The 18,649-nt window shown below is 62.2% G+C and carries 19 protein-coding genes and 1 pseudogene; 12 read left to right on the top strand and 8 right to left on the bottom strand.

Annotation, left to right across the window (positions count from 1 at the left end):
* Nucleotides 1-3 precede the first annotated feature (3 nt).
* The 5 genes and pseudogenes from P0D73_RS03115 (at nt 4) to P0D73_RS03095 (ending at nt 3,579) form a co-directional block, all read left to right on the top strand.
* On the top strand, nt 4-996 hold the full coding sequence (locus tag P0D73_RS03115) for a 3D domain-containing protein (RefSeq protein ID WP_408311630.1): 993 nt from the start codon (nt 4-6) through the stop codon (nt 994-996).
* Nucleotides 997-999: 3 nt separating this feature from the next.
* Nucleotides 1,000-1,479 (top strand): hypothetical protein, encoded by a 480-nt coding sequence (locus tag P0D73_RS03110; RefSeq protein ID WP_408291358.1) that lies wholly within the window; start codon nt 1,000-1,002, stop codon nt 1,477-1,479.
* A complete protein-coding gene (locus P0D73_RS03105; RefSeq protein WP_408429654.1) occupies nt 1,454-1,705 on the top strand; it encodes a PAAR domain-containing protein in 252 nt (83 codons plus the stop codon). Before P0D73_RS03110 ends, P0D73_RS03105 begins: the two co-directional genes overlap by 26 nt.
* A 35-nt stretch (nt 1,706-1,740) precedes the next feature.
* Nucleotides 1,741-2,187: a hypothetical protein gene (locus tag P0D73_RS03100; RefSeq protein WP_408291354.1), complete on the top strand. Its 447-nt coding sequence runs from the start codon at nt 1,741-1,743 to the stop codon at nt 2,185-2,187.
* Between the two features lie 554 nt (nt 2,188-2,741).
* Nucleotides 2,742-3,579: pseudogene (locus tag P0D73_RS03095) on the top strand (LysR family transcriptional regulator).
* Between the two features lie 250 nt (nt 3,580-3,829).
* On the opposite strand, the gene P0D73_RS03090 reads toward P0D73_RS03095, so the two are convergent.
* Nucleotides 3,830-4,195: a hypothetical protein gene (locus P0D73_RS03090; RefSeq protein ID WP_310811900.1), complete on the bottom strand. Its 366-nt coding sequence runs from the start codon at nt 4,193-4,195 to the stop codon at nt 3,830-3,832.
* Between the two features lie 165 nt (nt 4,196-4,360).
* Complete coding sequence (gene tam / locus P0D73_RS03085) at nt 4,361-5,137, bottom strand: trans-aconitate 2-methyltransferase (RefSeq protein WP_408176902.1); 777 nt, start codon at nt 5,135-5,137, stop codon at nt 4,361-4,363.
* A 146-nt stretch (nt 5,138-5,283) separates the two neighbouring features.
* Here tam and P0D73_RS03080 point away from each other — a divergent pair, with 146 nt between their 5' ends.
* On the top strand, nt 5,284-6,180 hold the full coding sequence (locus P0D73_RS03080) for a LysR family transcriptional regulator (protein ID WP_408429651.1): 897 nt from the start codon (nt 5,284-5,286) through the stop codon (nt 6,178-6,180).
* A gap of 189 nt (nt 6,181-6,369) precedes the next feature.
* Here the strand turns inward: P0D73_RS03080 and P0D73_RS03075 are convergent, their stop codons facing one another.
* The 3 genes from P0D73_RS03075 to P0D73_RS03065 are packed head-to-tail and all read right to left on the bottom strand — an operon-like array spanning nt 6,370 to nt 9,825.
* Nucleotides 6,370-7,017, bottom strand: coding sequence for a GntR family transcriptional regulator (locus P0D73_RS03075; RefSeq protein ID WP_408291349.1), 648 nt, complete (start codon nt 7,015-7,017; stop codon nt 6,370-6,372).
* 53 nt (nt 7,018-7,070) lie between these two features.
* Nucleotides 7,071-8,429 carry an aspartate aminotransferase family protein gene (locus P0D73_RS03070; RefSeq protein ID WP_408430243.1) on the bottom strand — a complete coding sequence of 453 codons (1,359 nt, stop codon included), beginning with the start codon at nt 8,427-8,429 and terminating at the stop codon, nt 7,071-7,073.
* Between the two features lie 46 nt (nt 8,430-8,475).
* Nucleotides 8,476-9,825 carry a glutamine synthetase family protein gene (locus P0D73_RS03065; RefSeq protein WP_408429648.1) on the bottom strand — a complete coding sequence of 450 codons (1,350 nt, stop codon included), beginning with the start codon at nt 9,823-9,825 and terminating at the stop codon, nt 8,476-8,478.
* Between the two features lie 320 nt (nt 9,826-10,145).
* Between P0D73_RS03065 and P0D73_RS03060 the strand changes: the two genes are divergently transcribed.
* On the top strand, nt 10,146-10,514 hold the full coding sequence (locus tag P0D73_RS03060) for a hypothetical protein (protein WP_408429646.1): 369 nt from the start codon (nt 10,146-10,148) through the stop codon (nt 10,512-10,514).
* Nucleotides 10,515-10,589: 75 nt separating this feature from the next.
* Here the strand turns inward: P0D73_RS03060 and P0D73_RS03055 are convergent, their stop codons facing one another.
* Nucleotides 10,590-11,420 (bottom strand): oxidoreductase, encoded by an 831-nt coding sequence (locus tag P0D73_RS03055; RefSeq protein WP_408429643.1) that lies wholly within the window; start codon nt 11,418-11,420, stop codon nt 10,590-10,592.
* Nucleotides 11,421-11,639: 219 nt separating this feature from the next.
* Between P0D73_RS03055 and P0D73_RS03050 the strand changes: the two genes are divergently transcribed.
* From P0D73_RS03050 to P0D73_RS03040, 3 genes are all read left to right on the top strand, one after another.
* Complete coding sequence (locus P0D73_RS03050) at nt 11,640-12,587, top strand: AraC family transcriptional regulator (protein WP_408291340.1); 948 nt, start codon at nt 11,640-11,642, stop codon at nt 12,585-12,587.
* Nucleotides 12,588-12,662: 75 nt separating this feature from the next.
* A complete protein-coding gene (locus P0D73_RS03045) occupies nt 12,663-13,286 on the top strand; it encodes a glutathione S-transferase family protein (RefSeq protein ID WP_408429640.1) in 624 nt (207 codons plus the stop codon).
* Between the two features lie 206 nt (nt 13,287-13,492).
* Entirely contained in the window at nt 13,493-13,771 is a 279-nt protein-coding gene (locus P0D73_RS03040; protein ID WP_243658157.1) for a hypothetical protein, read from the top strand.
* A 30-nt stretch (nt 13,772-13,801) separates the two neighbouring features.
* Here P0D73_RS03040 and P0D73_RS03035 read toward each other — a convergent pair whose 3' ends face one another.
* Nucleotides 13,802-14,161, bottom strand: coding sequence for a darcynin family protein (locus P0D73_RS03035; RefSeq protein ID WP_408429637.1), 360 nt, complete (start codon nt 14,159-14,161; stop codon nt 13,802-13,804).
* Between the two features lie 101 nt (nt 14,162-14,262).
* On the opposite strand from P0D73_RS03035, the gene P0D73_RS03030 reads away from it, so the two are divergent.
* Entirely contained in the window at nt 14,263-14,901 is a 639-nt protein-coding gene (locus P0D73_RS03030) for a TetR/AcrR family transcriptional regulator (protein ID WP_408311610.1), read from the top strand.
* 45 nt (nt 14,902-14,946) lie between these two features.
* On the opposite strand, the gene fabV is transcribed toward P0D73_RS03030, so the two are convergent.
* A complete protein-coding gene (gene fabV / locus P0D73_RS03025) occupies nt 14,947-16,143 on the bottom strand; it encodes an enoyl-ACP reductase FabV (RefSeq protein ID WP_408311607.1) in 1,197 nt (398 codons plus the stop codon).
* A gap of 170 nt (nt 16,144-16,313) precedes the next feature.
* Between fabV and P0D73_RS03020 the strand changes: the two genes are divergently transcribed.
* Nucleotides 16,314-18,649, top strand: a 2,336-nt coding sequence (locus P0D73_RS03020; RefSeq protein WP_408429634.1) for a penicillin-binding protein 1A, incomplete at its 3' end; no start/stop codon positions are given.

Raw genomic sequence — 18,649 nt, 5'->3', positions numbered from 1 at the left:
TTTATGAGTGATATTCAGTCGCCGACAGCTAATCCCGCGTCTGAGGGGGCGCCTGCCGCTGCTCCAGTTGCCGCACCTTCGACTGCTGTCGGCTACGGTGTTTCGAATCCGCATCCCATGTCTAATGTGACTGTACCTGTGGCCGACGCCGTGTTGCGCTGGGAGGTTCAAAACAATCTGCATGGTGACGTCTTACCAATTATTCCGTCTGCGTCTACTGTCCTGCATGGAAATATTCTCTATCAATTGAAGATAAAGATAATCGTGCGGCAGACATCGGACGGAACGCCAATCGCAGGAAAGGGCGTGTCAATTAAGAGCAATCGTAGCGGCGATGTCATCAGGCTAAGTTCATCATCTACGGGTCCCGATGGCACGATAATGATCACGCTTGAAAGTAGGAATTCTGGCGAACTTCGGCTGTCTGTGGACAATCCAGATATTTCTGCGCAGCCGCTTTCGATTACTTTAAAGAACGCATGGTACGAAGGAACGTTTTTGATCACTGGCTATAACGTCTGCAATGAATCGGATTTTGGTGGCGAGATGACCGACGGGAACGGGTTGGGCGACCAGCACAGATATGACTTTCTTTTCAGTGCATCCGGAGTCGTCATGCAAGGCACAGGAATGGCTTTAAACGGTCGCTACGTACGATTTGTTAGCATGACTACTACGTGGCATTTGAACAGCCATGGACATCGCGACCATATCCAGGATCCGGCGCAAGTCACCTTTGCATACACGAATACAGTTCAAGGTTCGTTTGGGCCGGTGACGGAAAACCATTCAATAGCGGTCGATAGGAACGTAATTCCTCCGCGCGCACACGTCAATATTGATGGCGTTGGGGATCGATATGCAGACGATCGTGGAAGCGCCATCGTTGGCCGCCATGTCGATAATTTTTTGGGTGCTGGCGCTAGTGTTGTGCAAGCGTGGCTGCATGGTGGGGTTAATGGAACTCAGCGTCGCGTCAAATATATAAAGGACTAGCGCATGAAAAGGTCAAAATTATTTTGGGCAATATTTTTGTCGTTGACTTCCTATGGATCAAGTTGCTTCGCGGATGGAACAGTTGACTTTGAAAAACAGGTTTTGCCGTTGATTAAACAGCGACCCTTCTTTGCACAATTTTTGTTGCAAACATTTCAGTTTGAGAAAGATGCGACTGGAGTAACGATTGGAGCCGATGTAAATCCAAAGTTGGCGTTGGCGCGAATTGGACCATACCAAGTATGTGCAAGGCTCCGTAGCGCGCCTGGTAGCGATTCCTGCTCGATCCAGGTGGTGATAGACACCGATGCGCACTTCTTCGACGAAAACGGAAAGGAAGTTGACGGGCCGGGAGGAGCACAAACTGTTAAAGAGGATTTCTATGCAATTGAAGTGAATCCGCCGCCGAACCAATCGCAAGTGAGTACCTCAGAGTTCATTGATCGAGGAGGCAAAGATGATCGACCTCATCCGACTAAGTGACACCACCGACCACGGCGGCGAAGTTATCACCGCCTCCGACACCATGCGGTACGGCGGACGGCGCGTGGTTCGCAAGGGCGATCTCGTCGAGTGCCCGCTGCACCCCGAGGTCCGGCCTAACGTGATCCTCGAAGGCGACAGGAAAATCATGGATCGCAGTACGCCCGTCGCGCGTCAGGGGCATCTTGCTACGTGCGGTTGCCGTCTGATTTCCAGTCTGGCATGAGTGATGACGAATACAAGGCTAAAGGGAGATGACAGGTGAAGGCTGGAGACCAACGCTCCAGGAGTCTGCGCGAGCGGCGCGAGAGAGAAGCCGTTGATGCGCACTATGAACGGATTGCAGTTGCGCGCGGGATACTGCCACCGCGGTCCCGTTTGCTGTTCTTTTTCAAACCTCGCGCATATGTGTTGCTGCTGGAAGACGAACCGGGGGTGTTTGATGTGGCGCGGATCGCGGTCGAGGGATGGGAAGGCAAGTTGGCTCTATGTTTCATGTCGCCGCTTGATGCGCTCATCGAAGGGGCGCGCATAAGGAAGCCTGGTTTGCGTTACGACATTGCATGGGCCGCAGCCATCGGCGCACAATCCTTTGCGCACGGCCGACGGGTCTGCGGCTGCGGCTCTGCATGTGTCGTGGATGGGCGAGGCGAACCGGCTCTTGCTGACGCAGGAGGGAGAGCCGGTTCACATTTGCAAGGTGCTTGAAATGGATTCGGCCGCAGAGGCACGTAAGCCCGGGGAGTTTGGGGTGGATGCGGATACGCATCGCGATGTTGAACACGCTGTATGACGGGGCGGGCCTTTACGCGTGGCAGGAAGCAAACAGCGCGGTTAATTCCTGGATTTGGCCCGGTGCAGATCGCGCCGAAAAATTGAACTTGCAGTTCGAAGAGTGGAAACGATGCGCACGAATATGCGGGCTCGCGGGACCGGGCTACGCCATGACCATTTGAACCACGCCCTGTTCGATCCAGCGTTTGAACAGTGGCATTTCGTCCCGCTTTCGGGCCCGCCCTCTGACGATTCGTGGGGCGTACCAGGAATGAGAGAGCCAGGTTGATCTCAGCGACTTGTAAATTCGGTACAACGCTAGTGTGCCGCGCCGCGTTGCGATCGAATCAGTCTGCCGGTCCCCGAAAAGGGCCACGCGTGCGCAGGCGGGTTTTATCCCTTTGACCGCCTGCGGGCCTGAATTTCAGTGGACCGGCACCCCGGAATACTTCGTTTACCTGAATGATTGGAAAGACCGAAGGTGATCCTTGCGACGCTTGCCTTCACTGATCGCGCCGCGCTTCTTTGATGAAACGGCCCGTCACCTGAGTTTCGACCGGGCCGCTGCCGCGCTATGCGTGACCCAGGGCGCGGTCAGCCGGCAGATCAGGATGCTTGAGGATTCCCTTGGGGTCCGGCTGTTTGAGCGCGACCATGCGGGTATCCGCCTGACCGCAGCCGGCGCGCAGTTGCGGCCCTGTCTCGCCGAGGCTTTCGACATGATCGAGCGGGGATGCCGGCACATTGCCAGCGAAGCCGGACACCGCTGCCTGATTGTCTCGATGCCTCCGGCCTTTGCGACAAAAGTTTTCGCCGCAAGTCGCGGCGCTCGCGCTGGCGCTACCCGATGTCAAGCTATCGATCCGCACCGAGCCCACCGACGACTGTCACTGCGCCATCCGGTTTGGACGCGAGGCGTTACAGGGCGTGCATTCGGAATTGCTGATGATCGAGCGCCACGCGCTTGTTGGCGCACGTCACCTGACGGGTGAGCCGGTCGGCGCGCCACTTGACCGGTTGCCCGCGCTGCACGTGCTGCATGAAAACGCGCGCCTCAGTCTCTGGCCGGACTGGCTGGCAATGGCCGGTATGCCCGCGCATTACGCGGAAAACGGGATCGAGTTCTCCATGCTCAAGCAGGCGATACGTGCCGCGCGCAAAGGCGTAGGACTCGCAATCGTGGATCGCAACATGATCGGCGAGGAACTGGCTGACGGCCGTCTCGCGCGGATTTCGGAGGTGGAGGTAATCGGGCCGTTCGGTTACTGGCTCGATATTGCGCCCCGTGACGGGGCGCTGGAGCATGTGCAGGCGTTTGCGGAATAGATGCGGGGTGAAACAGATTGGAGCGGCACAATGGTATCAGCTCACGTTGCTTGATCTGGAATGCGAACAGTGCCACTTTGTCCCGAAACGTATTGACGGCGGCTCCCTACCGTGGCTGCGCGAGGGACCCGCTTAAGAATTAGCGGTGTGAAGGCGCTTTCTTTGCGGCGGCAAAGAAAGTAGGTGCCGCCCCGCACAGGGGCAACGCTAATAGACCACTATGATTTCAAGGAAAGGCCAAAACCCAAAATCAATCCGCCAACCTCTTATCCGCCAAAGCACTCTGACAATCCGCAATAACCTGCCTCACAAGCCTTGCTTGAGGATCGAGCTCATCAGTATCAAGAATCTCCTCAACCGCATCTCTCGCCCAATCCGCTTCGACAAACTGCGCATGCCGCCGCGCAATCTCCACCGCGGTAGCGGTCAACTTGGCGATCGTGAGCCAATCAGCCTCGCGCGCCCGCCGGTCGAGCCACTTATGCGCGGCCTGCACATGAAACGCCGCGTCCGGCCAGTCCTCATTCAGGTAATAGGCGCCAAGACTCCCGCATGTGAGCCAGCACAACAGCTCCAAACGGTCTCGTGGACTCAGATGATGGCGTACATCACTCATGGCGACGCTCGCTGCTGAAAATTGCGTTCCGGTGAGAACGGCGAGTCGCCGTTCCCCACTTTCATTGAACAATATCACGCAGAATTCAAGCAGGGCAATTCCTGAGTACCCTGGCGCGCGCCGGCGCCACAGCCGGCACGGCCACCCGCTCGCGGGCCGCCGCCGCTAGCGGGTGGCGACGATGAACAGCCGCGGAAACGGCAGCAGCACCGTGCCGTCGGCGAGCGCCGGATAAGCCGCGGCGATCGCGTCCCGGTAACGCTGCAAGAAAGCGGCTTGTCCGGCGTCGTCGAGCTCGGCGAGGAACGGCCGCAGCGCGCTGCCCTTGAACCATTCGACTACCGCGTCCGCGCCGCCCGCGAGCGGGTGGTGGTAGACGGTGCGCCACACGTCGACCCGCGCGCACAGCGGTTCGAGCAACGCGTAGTACCAGCCGGCGCCATAGCGCATGGTGCGCTCGACGCCCTTGAGCTGGTGGGCCCAAGGGCCGTCAGCAGCGATTTCGCGCAGCAGACGGTGCGCGGGTTCGTCCAGATTGTCCGGCATCTGCACGGCGAGGCTGCCGCCCGGCGCGAGCTTCGTCACGAGCGACGGAAACAGCCGCTCGTGGTCGGGTACCCATTGCAGCACCGCATTGGCGAGGATCAGGTCGTACGGTCCCGGCGCGTCCCACGTGGAAATGTCGCTCACGTCGAACTGCAATTGCGGCAGACGCTTGCGGGCCGCCTCGATCATGTCGGGCGAACTGTCCATGCCGCTGACCGCCGCGCCCGGCAGGCGCGCGGCGAGCGCCTCGGTCGAGTTGCCGGGTCCGCAGCCGATGTCCACCGCGCTCTTCACCTCCGTCGGCGGCACAGCCGCCAGCAGATCTCTGACCGGGCGTGTGCGCTCGTTTTCGAACAACACGTACTGCTTCGCGTGCCAATCCTTCTTCGACGTCATCTGATGCTCCTTGTGTCCGTGGTGGCCGGATCGGTGGCCGGCGATTGCGTCTCTTCGGCGGTTCGAACCGATCCAATCCGCTCATTCTCAGCGCCCACAAGGGCGGAGTAAAATGAATTTATCATTCCGATTCCTTCATTTTTCTAATGAAAATCGACACGCTCGGCGTTCAGGCGTTCGTCGCCATTGCGGATCGCGGCAGCTTCCAGAGCGCCGCCGATTCATTGCATGTCACGCAAACGGCCATCACGCAGCGTCTGCGCAAGCTCGAAACCTACCTCGGCGTCACACTGATCGAGCGGACCACACGCTCCACGGCGCTCACCGAAATCGGGCGCAGTTTTCTGCCGCAAGCGCGCCGCTTGCTCGGTGAACTGGCCGACGCGCTGGTCGAAATCCGCGAGACCGGCGTGGCGCGTCGCGGCGATGTGTCGATCGCCTGCGTGCCGACGGTGGGCGTGCAATATTTGCCGCGCATTCTGCAAGCGTATTCGGCGCGGTATCCGCATAACCGCATCAGGATTCTCGATCACGCGTCGTCAGCGGTGGAGGCGGCGGTGTTGCGCCGGGAGGTCGAGTTCGGCATCAATATCGCGCGCGAGCATCATCCGGATCTGGCCAGCGTGCCGCTCACGGAGGACCGCTATGTGCTGATCTGCCACGAGCATCATCCGCTGGCGAAGCGGCGCCGCATCGCCTGGCAGCAGCTGCAGGCTTATCCGCTGATCTTTGCGGGCGAGGTGAGCGGCAACCGCGCGTTACTGGACCTCGCGCTGGAAACGAGCGAACTGGCGCTGCGCTCCTTTTACGAGGTGCAGCGCAGTTCGACGGCGGTGGGGCTGGTCGCGCAAGGCGTGGGCGCGGCCGTGGTGCCGGCGCTCGCGCTTCAGAAGGGCGCGTATCCGACGGTGCGCACCGTCGAGCTCACGCATCCCGCCGTGTCGCGCACGCTCGTTCTCGTGGCGCGCAAGACCGCGCAGTTGTCGCCGGCGGCGCAGGCGCTTTACGACATGATTCTCGAGCAGGCGACGCTAAAAGGCTGAGCGCGGCCAGGTCACTCCGGTGCTTCAAGTCGGAACGTCCTCAGGCTCGGCAAGCGCAAATATGTTGTCGCGTGGCGCAGGTCGCGTTCAGTCACCGTCGCACGGTTCAGAGTGAGCATCTTGGGCAATGCGCCCGCACACACATCGCTGCAAGACTCGGAAGATTGCGCCCGATCACCCATCGCATGCCTACAAGCACTGCGCCCGCAAGCACGTCGCAGCATGATTCAGGTCACGCTCGATCGCCCGCCGCACGCCGGCAGCGTCGCGCGCTCTGGCAGCGCTCAACAGATCGTCGTGCGCATCATTGAGCGAATCGGCAAATAGCGCCTCGCCGAACAGCAAATTCGAAATCGGCCCGACTTGCAGCCACACGGTTTCGATCAACTCCAGCAGCAGCGGCGAGCCGGCCGCCCGGTACAGAACCAGATGGAATGCCTCGTTGGCGTCGAGATAGCCTTTAGTGTCGGCACTGCGCAACGCCTGCGCCATCTGCACATTCAGTTTTTCCAGCGTGGCGATGTCGTGCGCCGTGAGATGCGGCACGCCGAGTTCGGCGGCCTGGCCTTCGAGAATCAGGCGCACGCGCAGTACATCGTCGAACTGTTGTTTCGACAGATGCGGCACCGTCACGCCGCAATTGGGCACGTTGACGAGCGCCGATTCGGCCGCGAGGCGCTGCAAGGCGGAGCGCACCGGCATTTCGCCCACGCCGAGCTCGGCGGCGACGTGGCGGATCTTGATGCGCTCGCCGGGCACAAAGCGTCCGATCGTCAGCCACTGCCGCAGCGTGTCGTAGGTCTGGTCCTGCAGCGTGTGATGGCGCGAAGTTTTCATAATGCTCGATGCAAAACCCCTTCAAAAAGGGTGCAAAAAAAGTCGACGCGACTTTAGGTCAGTTCGCCAAGACAGGCGTCGAACGCGGCGACCAGCTTGTCCACGTGTTCTATCGACGTTTCCGGGCAGACCAGAATCATGTTGTGAAACGGCGTGATCAACACGCCACGGTTCAGCAAATAAAGGTGCAAGACGTGTTCCAGTTCGGGATCGAGCTGGCGTCCGGCTTCGCTGCCGTTGCGCGGCGGCGTCGGCATGAACTGGAATTCGTTGCGGGCGCCGACACGCGTCACGCACCACGCAAGTCCGTGCCGCCCAATCGCGTCCCGCAGTCCGCTCTCGATGCGCTCCGCCAGCGTGAACATATGCTCGTATGCCGCGTCGGTCATCACCTCGGCGAGCGTGGCGCGGATCGCGCTCATGGCCAGCATGTTCGCGGTGAGCGTCGTGCCGATGCCGGAGTGTCCCGGCGGCGCACCGCGCTTGGCCTGCTGGGCCCGCGCGGCGAATTCGGCGCTAAAGCCATATACAGCGCACGGAAAGCCGCCACCGACCGGTTTGCCCAGCACGAACAGATCGGGTTCGAGCCCGTGCGCCTTCGTATAACCGCCGGGGCCGCAACTGATCGTGTGCGTTTCGTCGATGGCGAGCAGCGTGCCGTAGCGGCGCATCAGCGCTTGCGCCTCACGCCAGTAATCCGCCTCGGGCAGCACCATGCCGATGTTGGTCAGCGCGGGTTCGGCGAGCACGCAGGCCACGTCGCCATCTTTTAGCGCGTTTTCCAAGGCGGCCAGGTCGTTGAATTCGATGACGCGCGTGCTGCCGAGCAGGTCGTGAACCTGGCCGATCAAACTGTCGCGCTGTTGCGGCTTGCCGTCGACCAGATCGACGAAGACGTCGTCCACGGTGCCGTGATAGCAGCCGTTGAAAATCACGATCTGCTTGCGCCCGGTCGCCGCGCGCGCCCAGCGCAGCACGAAGCGGTTGGCGTCGCTCGCGGTCATCGCGAACTGCCAGTACGGCAGCCCGAAACGGCGCGCGAGTTCTTCGCCGACCCAGGCGGCGTCTTCGCCCGGCAACATGGTCGTCAAACCGCGTTGCGCCTGCGCGGCGAGCGCTCGCGCGACGGGCGCCGGCGAATGGCCGAACATCGCGCCGGTGTCGCCGAGGCAGAAGTCCGCATAGCGGTGACCGTCCACATCGGTGAACGCGGCGCCGCGCGCCTCTTCGACGTAAAGCGAGAAGGGTGTCGACCAGTCGTTCATCCAGTGCAGCGGCACGCCGAACAGCAGGTGACGCGCCGCGCGTTCGGACAACGCGCGCGACTTCGGCATGGCCTCGACGAACGCGCGGCGTTCGCGTTCGACGAGCGCTTGCGCGCGCGCCCAGTTGATGCCGTGACGGGTATTCAATTGCAATTGCACGCTCTCCAATCAGGTTGTCGGCTGCGGTCCACGCTCAGACGAGCAGTTGCAGATGCTCGCGTTCCCACGCGGTAATGCCTTGCGAGAAGGTCTCGAATTCCTTTTCCTTCACCGCGCAATACGCCTGCACGAAGCTGTCGCCGAGCACCTCGGCGAGTTCGCCGCATTTCGACAGCGCCTTGAGCGCGTCTTCGAGACCGCGCGGCAATTCGTACTCGAGGTCGTAGGCGCTTTCGATCATCGGCGTCGACGCTTCCTGCTGCTCCACCATGCCGAGATAACCGCAGGCGAGGGTGGCCGCCATGGCGAGATACGGATTCACGTCGACGCCCGGCACGCGGTTCTCGAGCCGCCGGCCGTCCGGCCCGGAGTTCGGCACGCGGATTCCGCAGGTGCGGTTGTCGTAACCCCAGCGCACGTTGATCGGCGCGGCGGTGAAGCGCGACAGGCGCCGGTAGGAGTTCACGTACGGCGCGAACATGGGCATGGCTTGCGGCATGTACTTCTGCAAGCCGCCGATATAGTTGAAAAACAGCGGGCTCGCCGAGCCGTCCGGCAGCGAAAAAATGTTCTGGCCACTTTCCCGATCGACGATGCTTTGATGAATATGCATCGCGCTGCCCGGTTCGTGCTCCATCGGCTTGGCCATGAAGGTGGCGAAAATGCCGTGACGGAAGGCAGTTTCACGCACCGCGCGTTTGAACAGGAACACGCGGTCGGCGAGATCGAGCGCGTCGCCGTGCGAAAAATTGATCTCCATCTGCCCGGCGCCTACCTCATGCACGAGCGTCTCGACGCCGAGCTGCGTCATCTCGCAGAAACGCGACAGGTCCTGGAAGAACGGATCGAATTCGTTGACCGCGTCTATCGAAAACGACTGGCGGCCGGCTTCGTGGCGCCCCGCGCGGCCGAGCGGCGGGCGCAGCGGTTCATGCGGATTCTTGTTCTGCGCGATCAGATAGAACTCCATCTCCGGCGCGACCACCGGGCGCCAGCCGCGCTCTTCGTAAAGCTGCAGCACGCGGCGCAATACCGCGCGCGGCGAGATGCCGATCGGTTTGCCGTCCAGCCCGACGCAGTCGTGAATCACCACGGCCACCTGTTCGATGGCCCACGGCACAAGGCGCACCGTGTTCGGATCGGGAATGCAGACCATGTCGGGATCGCTCGGCCCGACAAAGCGCTCGAAATTCGCGAATTCGCCGTTGACGGTGATCATCAGCAGCGCATTCGACATATGCATCTTGCCTTCTGAGAGAAACAGGTTCTTAGGCACGATCTTGCCGCGCGCGACGCCGGTCATGTCCGGTATCACGCACTCCACTTCATGGATCCGGTGATGTTCGAGGAATTCGCGCAAGCCGCCGTGTAGGTCGCTTTGCAAGGTTGACTCCAGTCGGTTGATGACAGCGGCGCGAGGCGCTTTCGACAACGGAGCGCGATGAGCCGCCTGTTCGGAAAAGCTGGATTTTTTTGCATTGTGGGATTTGATCAAATCATGCCACGAATTCTGCCTTCGTGAAATGGGATGAAACCCGTGCGCGCGGCGCCCGGTTCCGCCGTTCCCTGGGTTGCTTTGCCGCAGGCTTTATGCGACGCGGTGTCACTCTCGCTGCGTCGAGCTATGCGGAACAATCGATCGCATGGCACCTTTTCACGTAGCAGCCGGGCACGAATTCCAATCGCATCGCAGGACAGTTCCCGGTGACCGCGGGCTTGCCGCTGAGCATGAGATATATCCAGTCCGAGCAATCCGTGGTCGGCAAGGGCTATAGCGCGTTCGTGGTCAACAACATTGCTGAACACGGCGAGAAGGACAAGCTGGTCGACGTTCTTTCGCTTGGCCCCATCAACAAGCCGGCGCGCGGCGCCGAACGGATCGATGGGGAGCCGGTGAAACATCAATGGAAGTCGGCGTGGACCGACGCTACCGCGGTGTCGATCAGCATGACGCCGACAATGAGCCGCACGTCCAACCGGGGTAACGGTGGCTACGCGCAGCCGCAACTTCTCCCGAACGGCGACTTGTTGTGCAACAGCATCGGCGGCCCGATTCGGGTTCGCAATCAGTAAGCGGTCGAGTTAGCCGAGGCGCCGCTTTTCACCGTGCCCCTCACGCGCCCATGGCGGCGCATGAGGGCCATTGCCTCAAGCGAAGTCCGTGGAGCGCGACAGTGGTTCCCACTGTTCGATCTCCTCGTTCAGCGCCGCCAGCTTCGTCTTCACCAGGTCGAGCGCATCGTTGCCGAGCAGCAGATGCATCGGCGGATTCTTTGCCGCAACGATTTCCAGCAGCGCCTGCGCCGCTTTGTGCGGATCACCCGCCTGCTTGCCGCTCTTTGCTTCGCGCGCCTCGCGGATCGGGTCAAACAAGGTGTCGTAGTCGGCGACGCTGCGGCTTGCCCGGACCATCGAGCGGCCCGCCCAATCCGTACGGAACGAGCCGGGCGCGACGGCCGTGACCTTGATGCCGAAACCCGCCACTTCTTTCGCCAGCGCGTCGGTGATGCCTTCGAGCGCGAACTTGCTGCCACAGTAGTACGCAATGCCGGGCATCGTGATGAAGCCGCCCATCGACGTGATGTTGATGATGTGACCCGAGCGGCGCTCGCGCATGGCGGGTAGCACGGCCTTGATCATCGCGACCGCGCCGAACACGTTGACATCGAATTGACGGCGCAGATCGCCGAGCGGCGATTCCTCCAGCGTGCCCTCGTGTCCGTAGCCGGCGTTGTTGACGAGGACGTCGATCGGGCCGACCGTTTGCGTGATCGCGGCGACAGCAGGCGCGATCGCCTCGAAATCCGTGACGTCGAGCACGACGGCATGCGCCCGTTCGGCCGCCAACGCCGTGAACGCATCGCGCGCCGCTGCATTGCGCACCGTGCCGACGACGGTATGGCCCGCGTCGAGTGCCGCCTGCGCGAATGCGCGGCCAAAACCGGAACTGACGCCGGTGATCAGAAACGTTTTGCTCATGGTGATCCACCCCTTTGTTTTGTCCGTCATCACACAGCGCTTTCGGGCGAAAACGCGTGGCATCGACGGAAACCAGCATAGGACTGAATGGTAGGAGCGGCAGGGCTGGGCGCAAATGCCGGTTCGTCTGCGGTGATTGCCTAATTCTATGAGTGGATGGATTTTCCGGTGCAACGATGGCACAGTGCAATCTGCTTAGCCATGTCGACGGGGCCCGCAGTGAAGCACAAACACCATGATCCGAGCGCGCGGCAACGCATGGTGGCCTTGCTCGAAAATCTCGCGCCGCTGGAAGGCTACAACCTCACCGCGCTGCCCGACGTGCGCTTTCTGCGCTCGAACCGGCCGCTCAGCCGCACACCGGTGCTGTACGACCCCGGCGTGGTGATCGTGTGCCAGGGGCGCAAGCGGGGCTTTCTCGGCGAGACGGTCTATGTGTACGACGCGCAGCACTACCTGGCCGTCTCGGTGCCGGTGCCGTTCTCCATGGAAACCGAAGCAAGCGAGGCGGAGCCCTTGCTCGCCATCTATTTCCGCCTCGACTTCAAGCTGGCCGCCGATCTGATGCTGCAACTCGACGAGCGGGAGGCAGGCGTGCCGGCCGAGCCGCGCGGCATGATGTCGACGCCGCTTGACGCGAAGTTGAGCGCTTCGGTATTGCGCTTTCTTGAGGCAATGAGCGTGCCGCTCGAGGCCGAGTTGCTCGGCCCGGCACTGGTGCGCGAAATCTACTTCCACGTGCTGACCGGCGAGCAGGGCGGATCGATGCGCGCCGCGCTGACCGCGCAAGGCCAGTTCGCCCGAATCGCCAAGGTGATCCGCAAGATTCACGCATGCTATCGCGAGCCGCTCGACATCGAGCAACTCGCGCTGGAAGCGAACATGAGCGTGCCGAGCTTCCACTCGCATTTCAAGGCCGTGACGCGCACCTCGCCGATGCAATATCTGAAGTCGACGCGGCTGCACCAGGCGCGCCTGCTGATGGTGAGAAACGAGGTGACGGCGGCGCTCGCGTGTGTGCAGGTGGGGTATGAAAGCGCCTCGCAATTCAGCCGCGAATTCAAGCGCCTGTTCGGTCGCAGTCCGGTCGAGGAGGCCGACCGGATGCGTAAATCCTTTGCCGTGCCACCGCCCGCGCCGGGGTCGATCTTCGTCGCGTCGCACTGAAAGGCGGTTGGCCCGGCGCGCACGGCGCAAACTGTGCCTGTCCGTTTCATCGAGACGTCGATACGCTTTGAACCCATGCTACAGATACTCGGCAAGACCTCATCCATCAACGTCCGCAAAGTGTTGTGGACGTGCGCGGAGCTCGCGCTTCCATTCGAACAGGAAGACTGGGGCTCCGGTTTCCGCGCGACCAACGTGCCGGAATTTCTCGCGCTGAATCCCAACGCGATGGTCCCCGTTATCAAGGACGGCGAGTTCGTGTTGTGGGAGTCGAATTCGATCATCCGCTACCTGGCGGGCCGCTATCACGGCGAGTCGTTATATCCCGTCGAACCTGGCGAGCGCGCCCGCTGCGATCAGTGGATCGACTGGCAGGCGAGTGAATTGAACCGTTCATGGAGCTACGCGTTTCTGGCGCTGGTCCGGCATTCGCCGGCTCACCAGGATCCGCAGCAGATCGAACTGTCGTGCGCGAACTGGGCGAGGCATATGGCCATGATCGAAGACCAGTTGCGGAAAACCGGCGCGTTCATCGCGGGGGACGCATTTTCGCTCGCGGACATTCCGATCGCGCTGTCCATCAACCGCTGGCTGGAAACGCCGTTGCAGCACGGCGAATTGCCCGCGGTCGCGGCGTATATGGCGCGTCTCTCCACGCGCGAAGCCTACCGAACCTATTGCCGCAACGGCACGCCATGACGCGTTCGCGCGCACGCGCGATGCTTACAAGAATCCGTATGCGATGCTTACGGATTTCCTGCTCATGCAAGCGCTTCTGCGCGGTATGCCCCGACTCGCCTACAATGGCCGCTTTTGCGACACCGATTGAAGGTTCCATGATGCGGGTATCGAAAGTTGCGCTGGCGTTTGTGGCCGCGTGTTTCACTCTGAATGCGAGCGCCGAGATGACGGCCGCCCAGTATAAGAAATGGGCGCATGCCGATAACAACTCGGTCTACGCCGCGTACATTACCGGCACGATCAACGCGTTCGGCTGGGCCAACGGCGAGCTGGTATCGAAGAAGAAGCCGCCGCTCTTCTGCCCGCCACAAAATCTCGCCATTGGCAACCAGAACGTCTATCCGCTGCTCGACGAGTTCTTCAACAATCACCCGGGCATTTCGGACGACTTTCCGATCGGCCTGGCGATTCTTCGTTCGCTCCAGGCCGCGTTTCCCTGCTGAAGTGGATCGTGACGGCGCGGCCGACGCGGCTCAGGCCGCCGTCAGCGCGTCGCGGTCGTAGTTCTTCGCGTAGGCGTTCTCCACGCCCGGCAGAATCTCCACGATGTCGAAGTAGCGGTCCCAGAACGGCGTCTCGCGCAAGGCTTCGACCACCATTTCATACGCGTGATGGCTCGTCGCATTCCACACCCAGATATCGGTGACGCGAGCCGAATAAAATTCGATGTCGTAAAAGCGCATGCTGACTTCGTCGGCGTGACGCTTGAGGATCGGCTCGACGTGTTCGGCCAGCAGACGGAAGCGTTCGTCGACGGAAAAGCCGAGCCATTCGGGCGTCGTTTTGACGAGCATGAATACGGTCAGTACGGGGGCTTTGGCAGATGAAGTCATGAGGCTCGAGTCCTGTTGAATGTCGAAGGGCTAATGGGGTTTTCGCGAAAACAGGATTAGAATACGAGCGAATACTCACATTTGAAACTTGCATTCCGGACATGGCCAGATCAGCTTCCACGCAGCGTCTGAAGCCCCGTAAAGCGCCGCTTCAGCGGCGTTCGGCGCAAACCGTCGAGACCGTGCTCGAAGCGGCGGCTCGCATTCTGGAGACACGCGGACTCGACGGCTACACCACCAACGCGGTCGCGGAGCGGGCCGGCGTCAGCATCGGCTCGCTTTATCAATACTTTCCGAATCGCGACGCGTTGACCGTTGCGTTGATCGAGCGCGAAACCGCGCAACTGGTGGTGGACGTCGAGGCGGCGTCGTTACTGGGTAACTCGCGTGACAGCGTGCAGGCGATGGTGCGCGCGTCCGTCGCGCATCAGATGCGCAGGCCGGTGCTGGCGCGCATCATCGATGCCGAGGAGCGCCGCTTGCCGGTCGACGAGCGCAATCAACGCATCGCCGACACCATTCATACGGCGCTGGTCAGCGCGCTGACGGAAAAGGCGCAGGTGCCGGAACTCGACGATGTGGATCTGGTCGCGCGCGATCTGCTGGCGATCGTGCGCGGCATGGTCGACCAGGCGGGTGAGCGCGACGAGCGTGACGCGGCCGCGCTGGAAGTGCGTGTGATGCGCGCGGTGGACGGCTACGTGGCGCAGTCGAGGAGGGTGGACGGCGACGCGATTTAGCGGCGCAAGAGGCAGAAGCGGGGCCACCCAAGGCCCCGCGCTTCATCAGACCTGCACGAGCTTCGGAATCTGCACGTCCGGATTGACGTCCGCTTCATAATCCACGCCCGCGATTTCGAAGCCGAACAGACGCAGGAAATCGGTCTTGTAGCCGCTGAAATCAGTGAGTTCGTAGATATTGTCGTTGGTCACCTGAGTCCAGAGTTCCTGCACGCGGTTCTGCACCTCGGGATCGAGCTCCTTGTAGTCCGCGCGCAGACGTCCTTCGTCGTCGAGATGCGGCGCCGCGCCGTACATGCTGTCCTTGTACAGGCCGTAGACCTGTTCGATACAGCCTTCGTGCGTGCCTTTCTCCTTCATGACCTTGAAGAGCAGCGACAGATACAGCGGCATCATTGGGATCGCGGAGCTGGCCTGGGTGACGACCGCCTTGAGCACGGAGACGCGCGCGTCGCCGCCCTTGGCCGCCAGCTTCTCGCGAATGCCCAGCACCTTCTGGTCGAGATCCTTCTTGGCCGCGCCGATCGAGCCGTTCCAGTAGATGTCGTGAGTGATCTTCTCGCCAAGGTAGGTGAACGCGGTGGTCTTCGCGCCGTCCGCGAGCACGCCGGCTTCGAGCAGGGCGTCGATCCACATCTGCCAGTCTTCGCCGCCCATCACCGCGACGGTGTCGTCGATTTCTTGCTGGGTGGCGGGTTCGAGCACGGTCTCCTTGATGACTTCCTTGTCCGTGTCGATGCCGCGCAGATTCACGGCACGGCCGACCGGCTTGAGCATCGAGCTGAACACTTCACCGCTTTTCGGATGCGTGCGCTTGGGCGCGGCGAGGCTGTAGACGACCAGATCGACCTGACCCAGATCGCGCTTGATGACTTCGATGGTGCGCTGCTTGACTGCGTCGGAGAAGGCGTCGCCGTTGATGCTGGTCGCGTACAGGCCTTTTTCCGTGGCGAATTTCTCGAAGGCGGCGGTGTTGTACCAGCCGGCCGTGCCCGCCTTGGTTTCACTGCCGGCGCGCTCGAAGAACACGCCGAGCGTGGCGGCGTCCGAGCCGAACGCCGCGCTGATGCGGGCGGCAAGGCCGTAGCCCGTGGATGCGCCGATCACGAGCACCTTCTTCGGGCCGTTGGCGATGGGGCCGCGTGCCTTGACGTAGTCGATCTGTTCGCGGACGTTGGCCTCGCAGCCGGTCGGATGGGTGGAAACGCAGATGAAGCCACGCACGCGCGGTTTGATGATCATGAAGCACCTCTTGTCGGAATTGGCGACATTATAGTGGGCCGCGATTGTTGCGGGCGCGCCGCGGCGGTTTGGCGGATTGCGAGGCGCTTGCAGCGCGTTCGCGGCAAAAAATCGGCCGCTGCCGCGCATCTTGGTAGGATTGCGCCTTTCCAAGCCGACGGTAAGCTAGTGTGAAGCGCTTCATCCCCTCATTTCTGGCGGCCCTTGAAAAAGGGCTGACTCTCGCGAACCCGCTCGTCGCGCAGGCCCTGTGGCACTTGCGCCATCCTACGCGCCGCGGCGTGCTGAAGGCTTGCGCGGCGCTTCCGCTGCTGTTCGTGCTGTATGTGCTGATCCTGATTCCGTTCACACCGAGCATCGGCGATATCCGCAAGGCCAAGATCGAGCAGCCGGCGCAGATTCTGTCGGCGGACGGCAAGCTGCTGGCCGAGTTCAAGCCCTCCAACCGCGAGTGGGTCAAGCTCAAGGACATCTCGCCCAACGTGGTGAATGCGCTGATCGCCACCGAAGATCACCGTTTCTACGAGCATTGGGGCCTCGACTGGCGGCGTACGGCGTCGGCCGCGCTGCATACGTTTTCCGGCGACCGGCAGGGCGGCTCGACCATTACCCAGCAGCTCGCCCGCAATCTGTATCCCGACGAGATCGGCCGCGCGCCCACGCTCACGCGCAAGCTCAAGGAAGCGATCACGGCCTTCAAGATCGAGGCGCTCTACACCAAGGACGAGATTCTCGAAACCTACCTGAATACGGTGCCGTTCCTCTACAACGCCTACGGCATCGAGATGGCCGCGCGCACCTATTTCGACAAATCGGCTTCCGATCTGACTGTGCTGGAAAGCGCCACGCTCACCGGCATGCTCAAGGGCAACAGCTACTACAACCCGGTGCTCAATCCCGAACGCGCGTTGCAGCGGCGCAATACCGTGCTCGGGCAGATGGTCAAATACGGCAAGTTGACGCCGGCGGCCTACGCGACTTTGAGCCGCCGGTCGCTGCGGATCGATTTCGAGCGCCAGACCGAGCCGCCCGGACCCGCGCCGCATTTCGCGCAGCAATTGCGCAAGTGGCTGGCGTCGTGGGCGGATCGCAACGACTACAACATGTACGCCGACGGCCTGGTGGTGCGCACCACCATCGATTCGCGTCTGCAGACGATGGCGACCCAGGCCGTGACGTTGCAGGGCAATCAGTTGCAAGGCATCGCCAATTCCGCGTGGGGCACCCGCGCGGGCTGCTCGAACGGCAAGGATCTTCTGCAGACCTTCCTGCGCGAAACACCCGACTACCGCGCCGCGAAAGACGCCGGCCTGAGCGATGACGACGCGCTCAAGCGCGTCTCGTCCGACCGCGATCTGGTCAAGTCGGTTTGCGAATCCAAAACGCGCGTGCAGGCGGACTTTCTCGCAATGGACCCGCGCAACGGCCAGATCCGGGCGTGGGTGGGCAGTCGCGACTTCAGCCAGGACCCGTTCGACCACGTGCAGCAGGCACGGCGCCAGCCGGGCTCGACCTTCAAGCCGTTCGTCTACGCGGCGGCCTTCGAGTCGGGTGCGAAACCCGCCGACACCTTCGTCGACAAGCCCGTGGAGATTCCGCTGGCAGGCGGCGAAGTCTGGCGTCCGAGCGACGAGGACGAGCCGAGCGAGCGCAAGATCAGCCTGCGCGACGGCCTCGCGTATTCGCGCAACCGGATCACGGCGCAACTGATGGAGACGGTCGGCCCGAACAAGGTCGCGCGCCTCGCTCGCGCGATGGGCGTGCGCGATAGCGAACTGGACCCGGTGCCGTCGCTCGCGCTCGGCACGAGCCCAGTCACGCTGAAGGAAATGGTCTCGGCCTACGGCACGATCGCCAACCTCGGCGGCTACGTGGAGCCGGTGATGGTGACGCGCATCGAGAACCGCAAAGGCGAAGTGCTGGCCGAGTTCGCGCCGGCGCCGTCCAAACAGGAACTGTCCGCCGACGCCGACCGCGTGCTGATCGACGTCATGCGCGACGTGGTGAACCGCGGCACGGGCTCGAGCATTCGCAGCCGCTTCGGCGTGCGTGGCGACGTCGCGGGCAAGACCGGCACGACGCAGGGCAACGCGGACGGCTGGTTCATTCTGATTCATCCGCAGCTCGTGGCGGGCGCGTGGGTCGGGTTCAACGACAGCCGCGTGACCTTGCGCAGCGACTATTGGGGCCAGGGGGCGCACAGCGCGTTGCCGATCGTGGGCGATTTCTTCCAGCGCGCGCAGCGTTCGAGGCTGGTGGACAGCCGCGTCAAATTCGCGACCGACCAGGAACCGGGCTGGTTCGCCGAACGCTCGGAGCGCTTGCGCGGCTGGTTCCAGAACCTCTTCGCGAAGTCGCCGGCGAAGCAGGCGGCGCCGGTTGTGCCGCGCAGCACGACCCGTCGTGCGCCGGCGACTACGCCGGTCGAGCCGTCAGTTGCGTCGGCGTCGGCGTCGGCTGCGGTGGCGGAGCCGCGAACCTTGCCGCAACCGCCCAGGGTGCCGGC

The organism is Paraburkholderia sp. RL18-101-BIB-B (genome assembly GCF_046026985.1).
In the GTDB taxonomy this organism is placed as follows: Bacteria; Pseudomonadota; Gammaproteobacteria; order Burkholderiales; family Burkholderiaceae; genus Paraburkholderia.
Note: the sequence above shows the minus strand (reverse complement) of the source record. Positions and strands in the feature narration are given on the sequence as shown.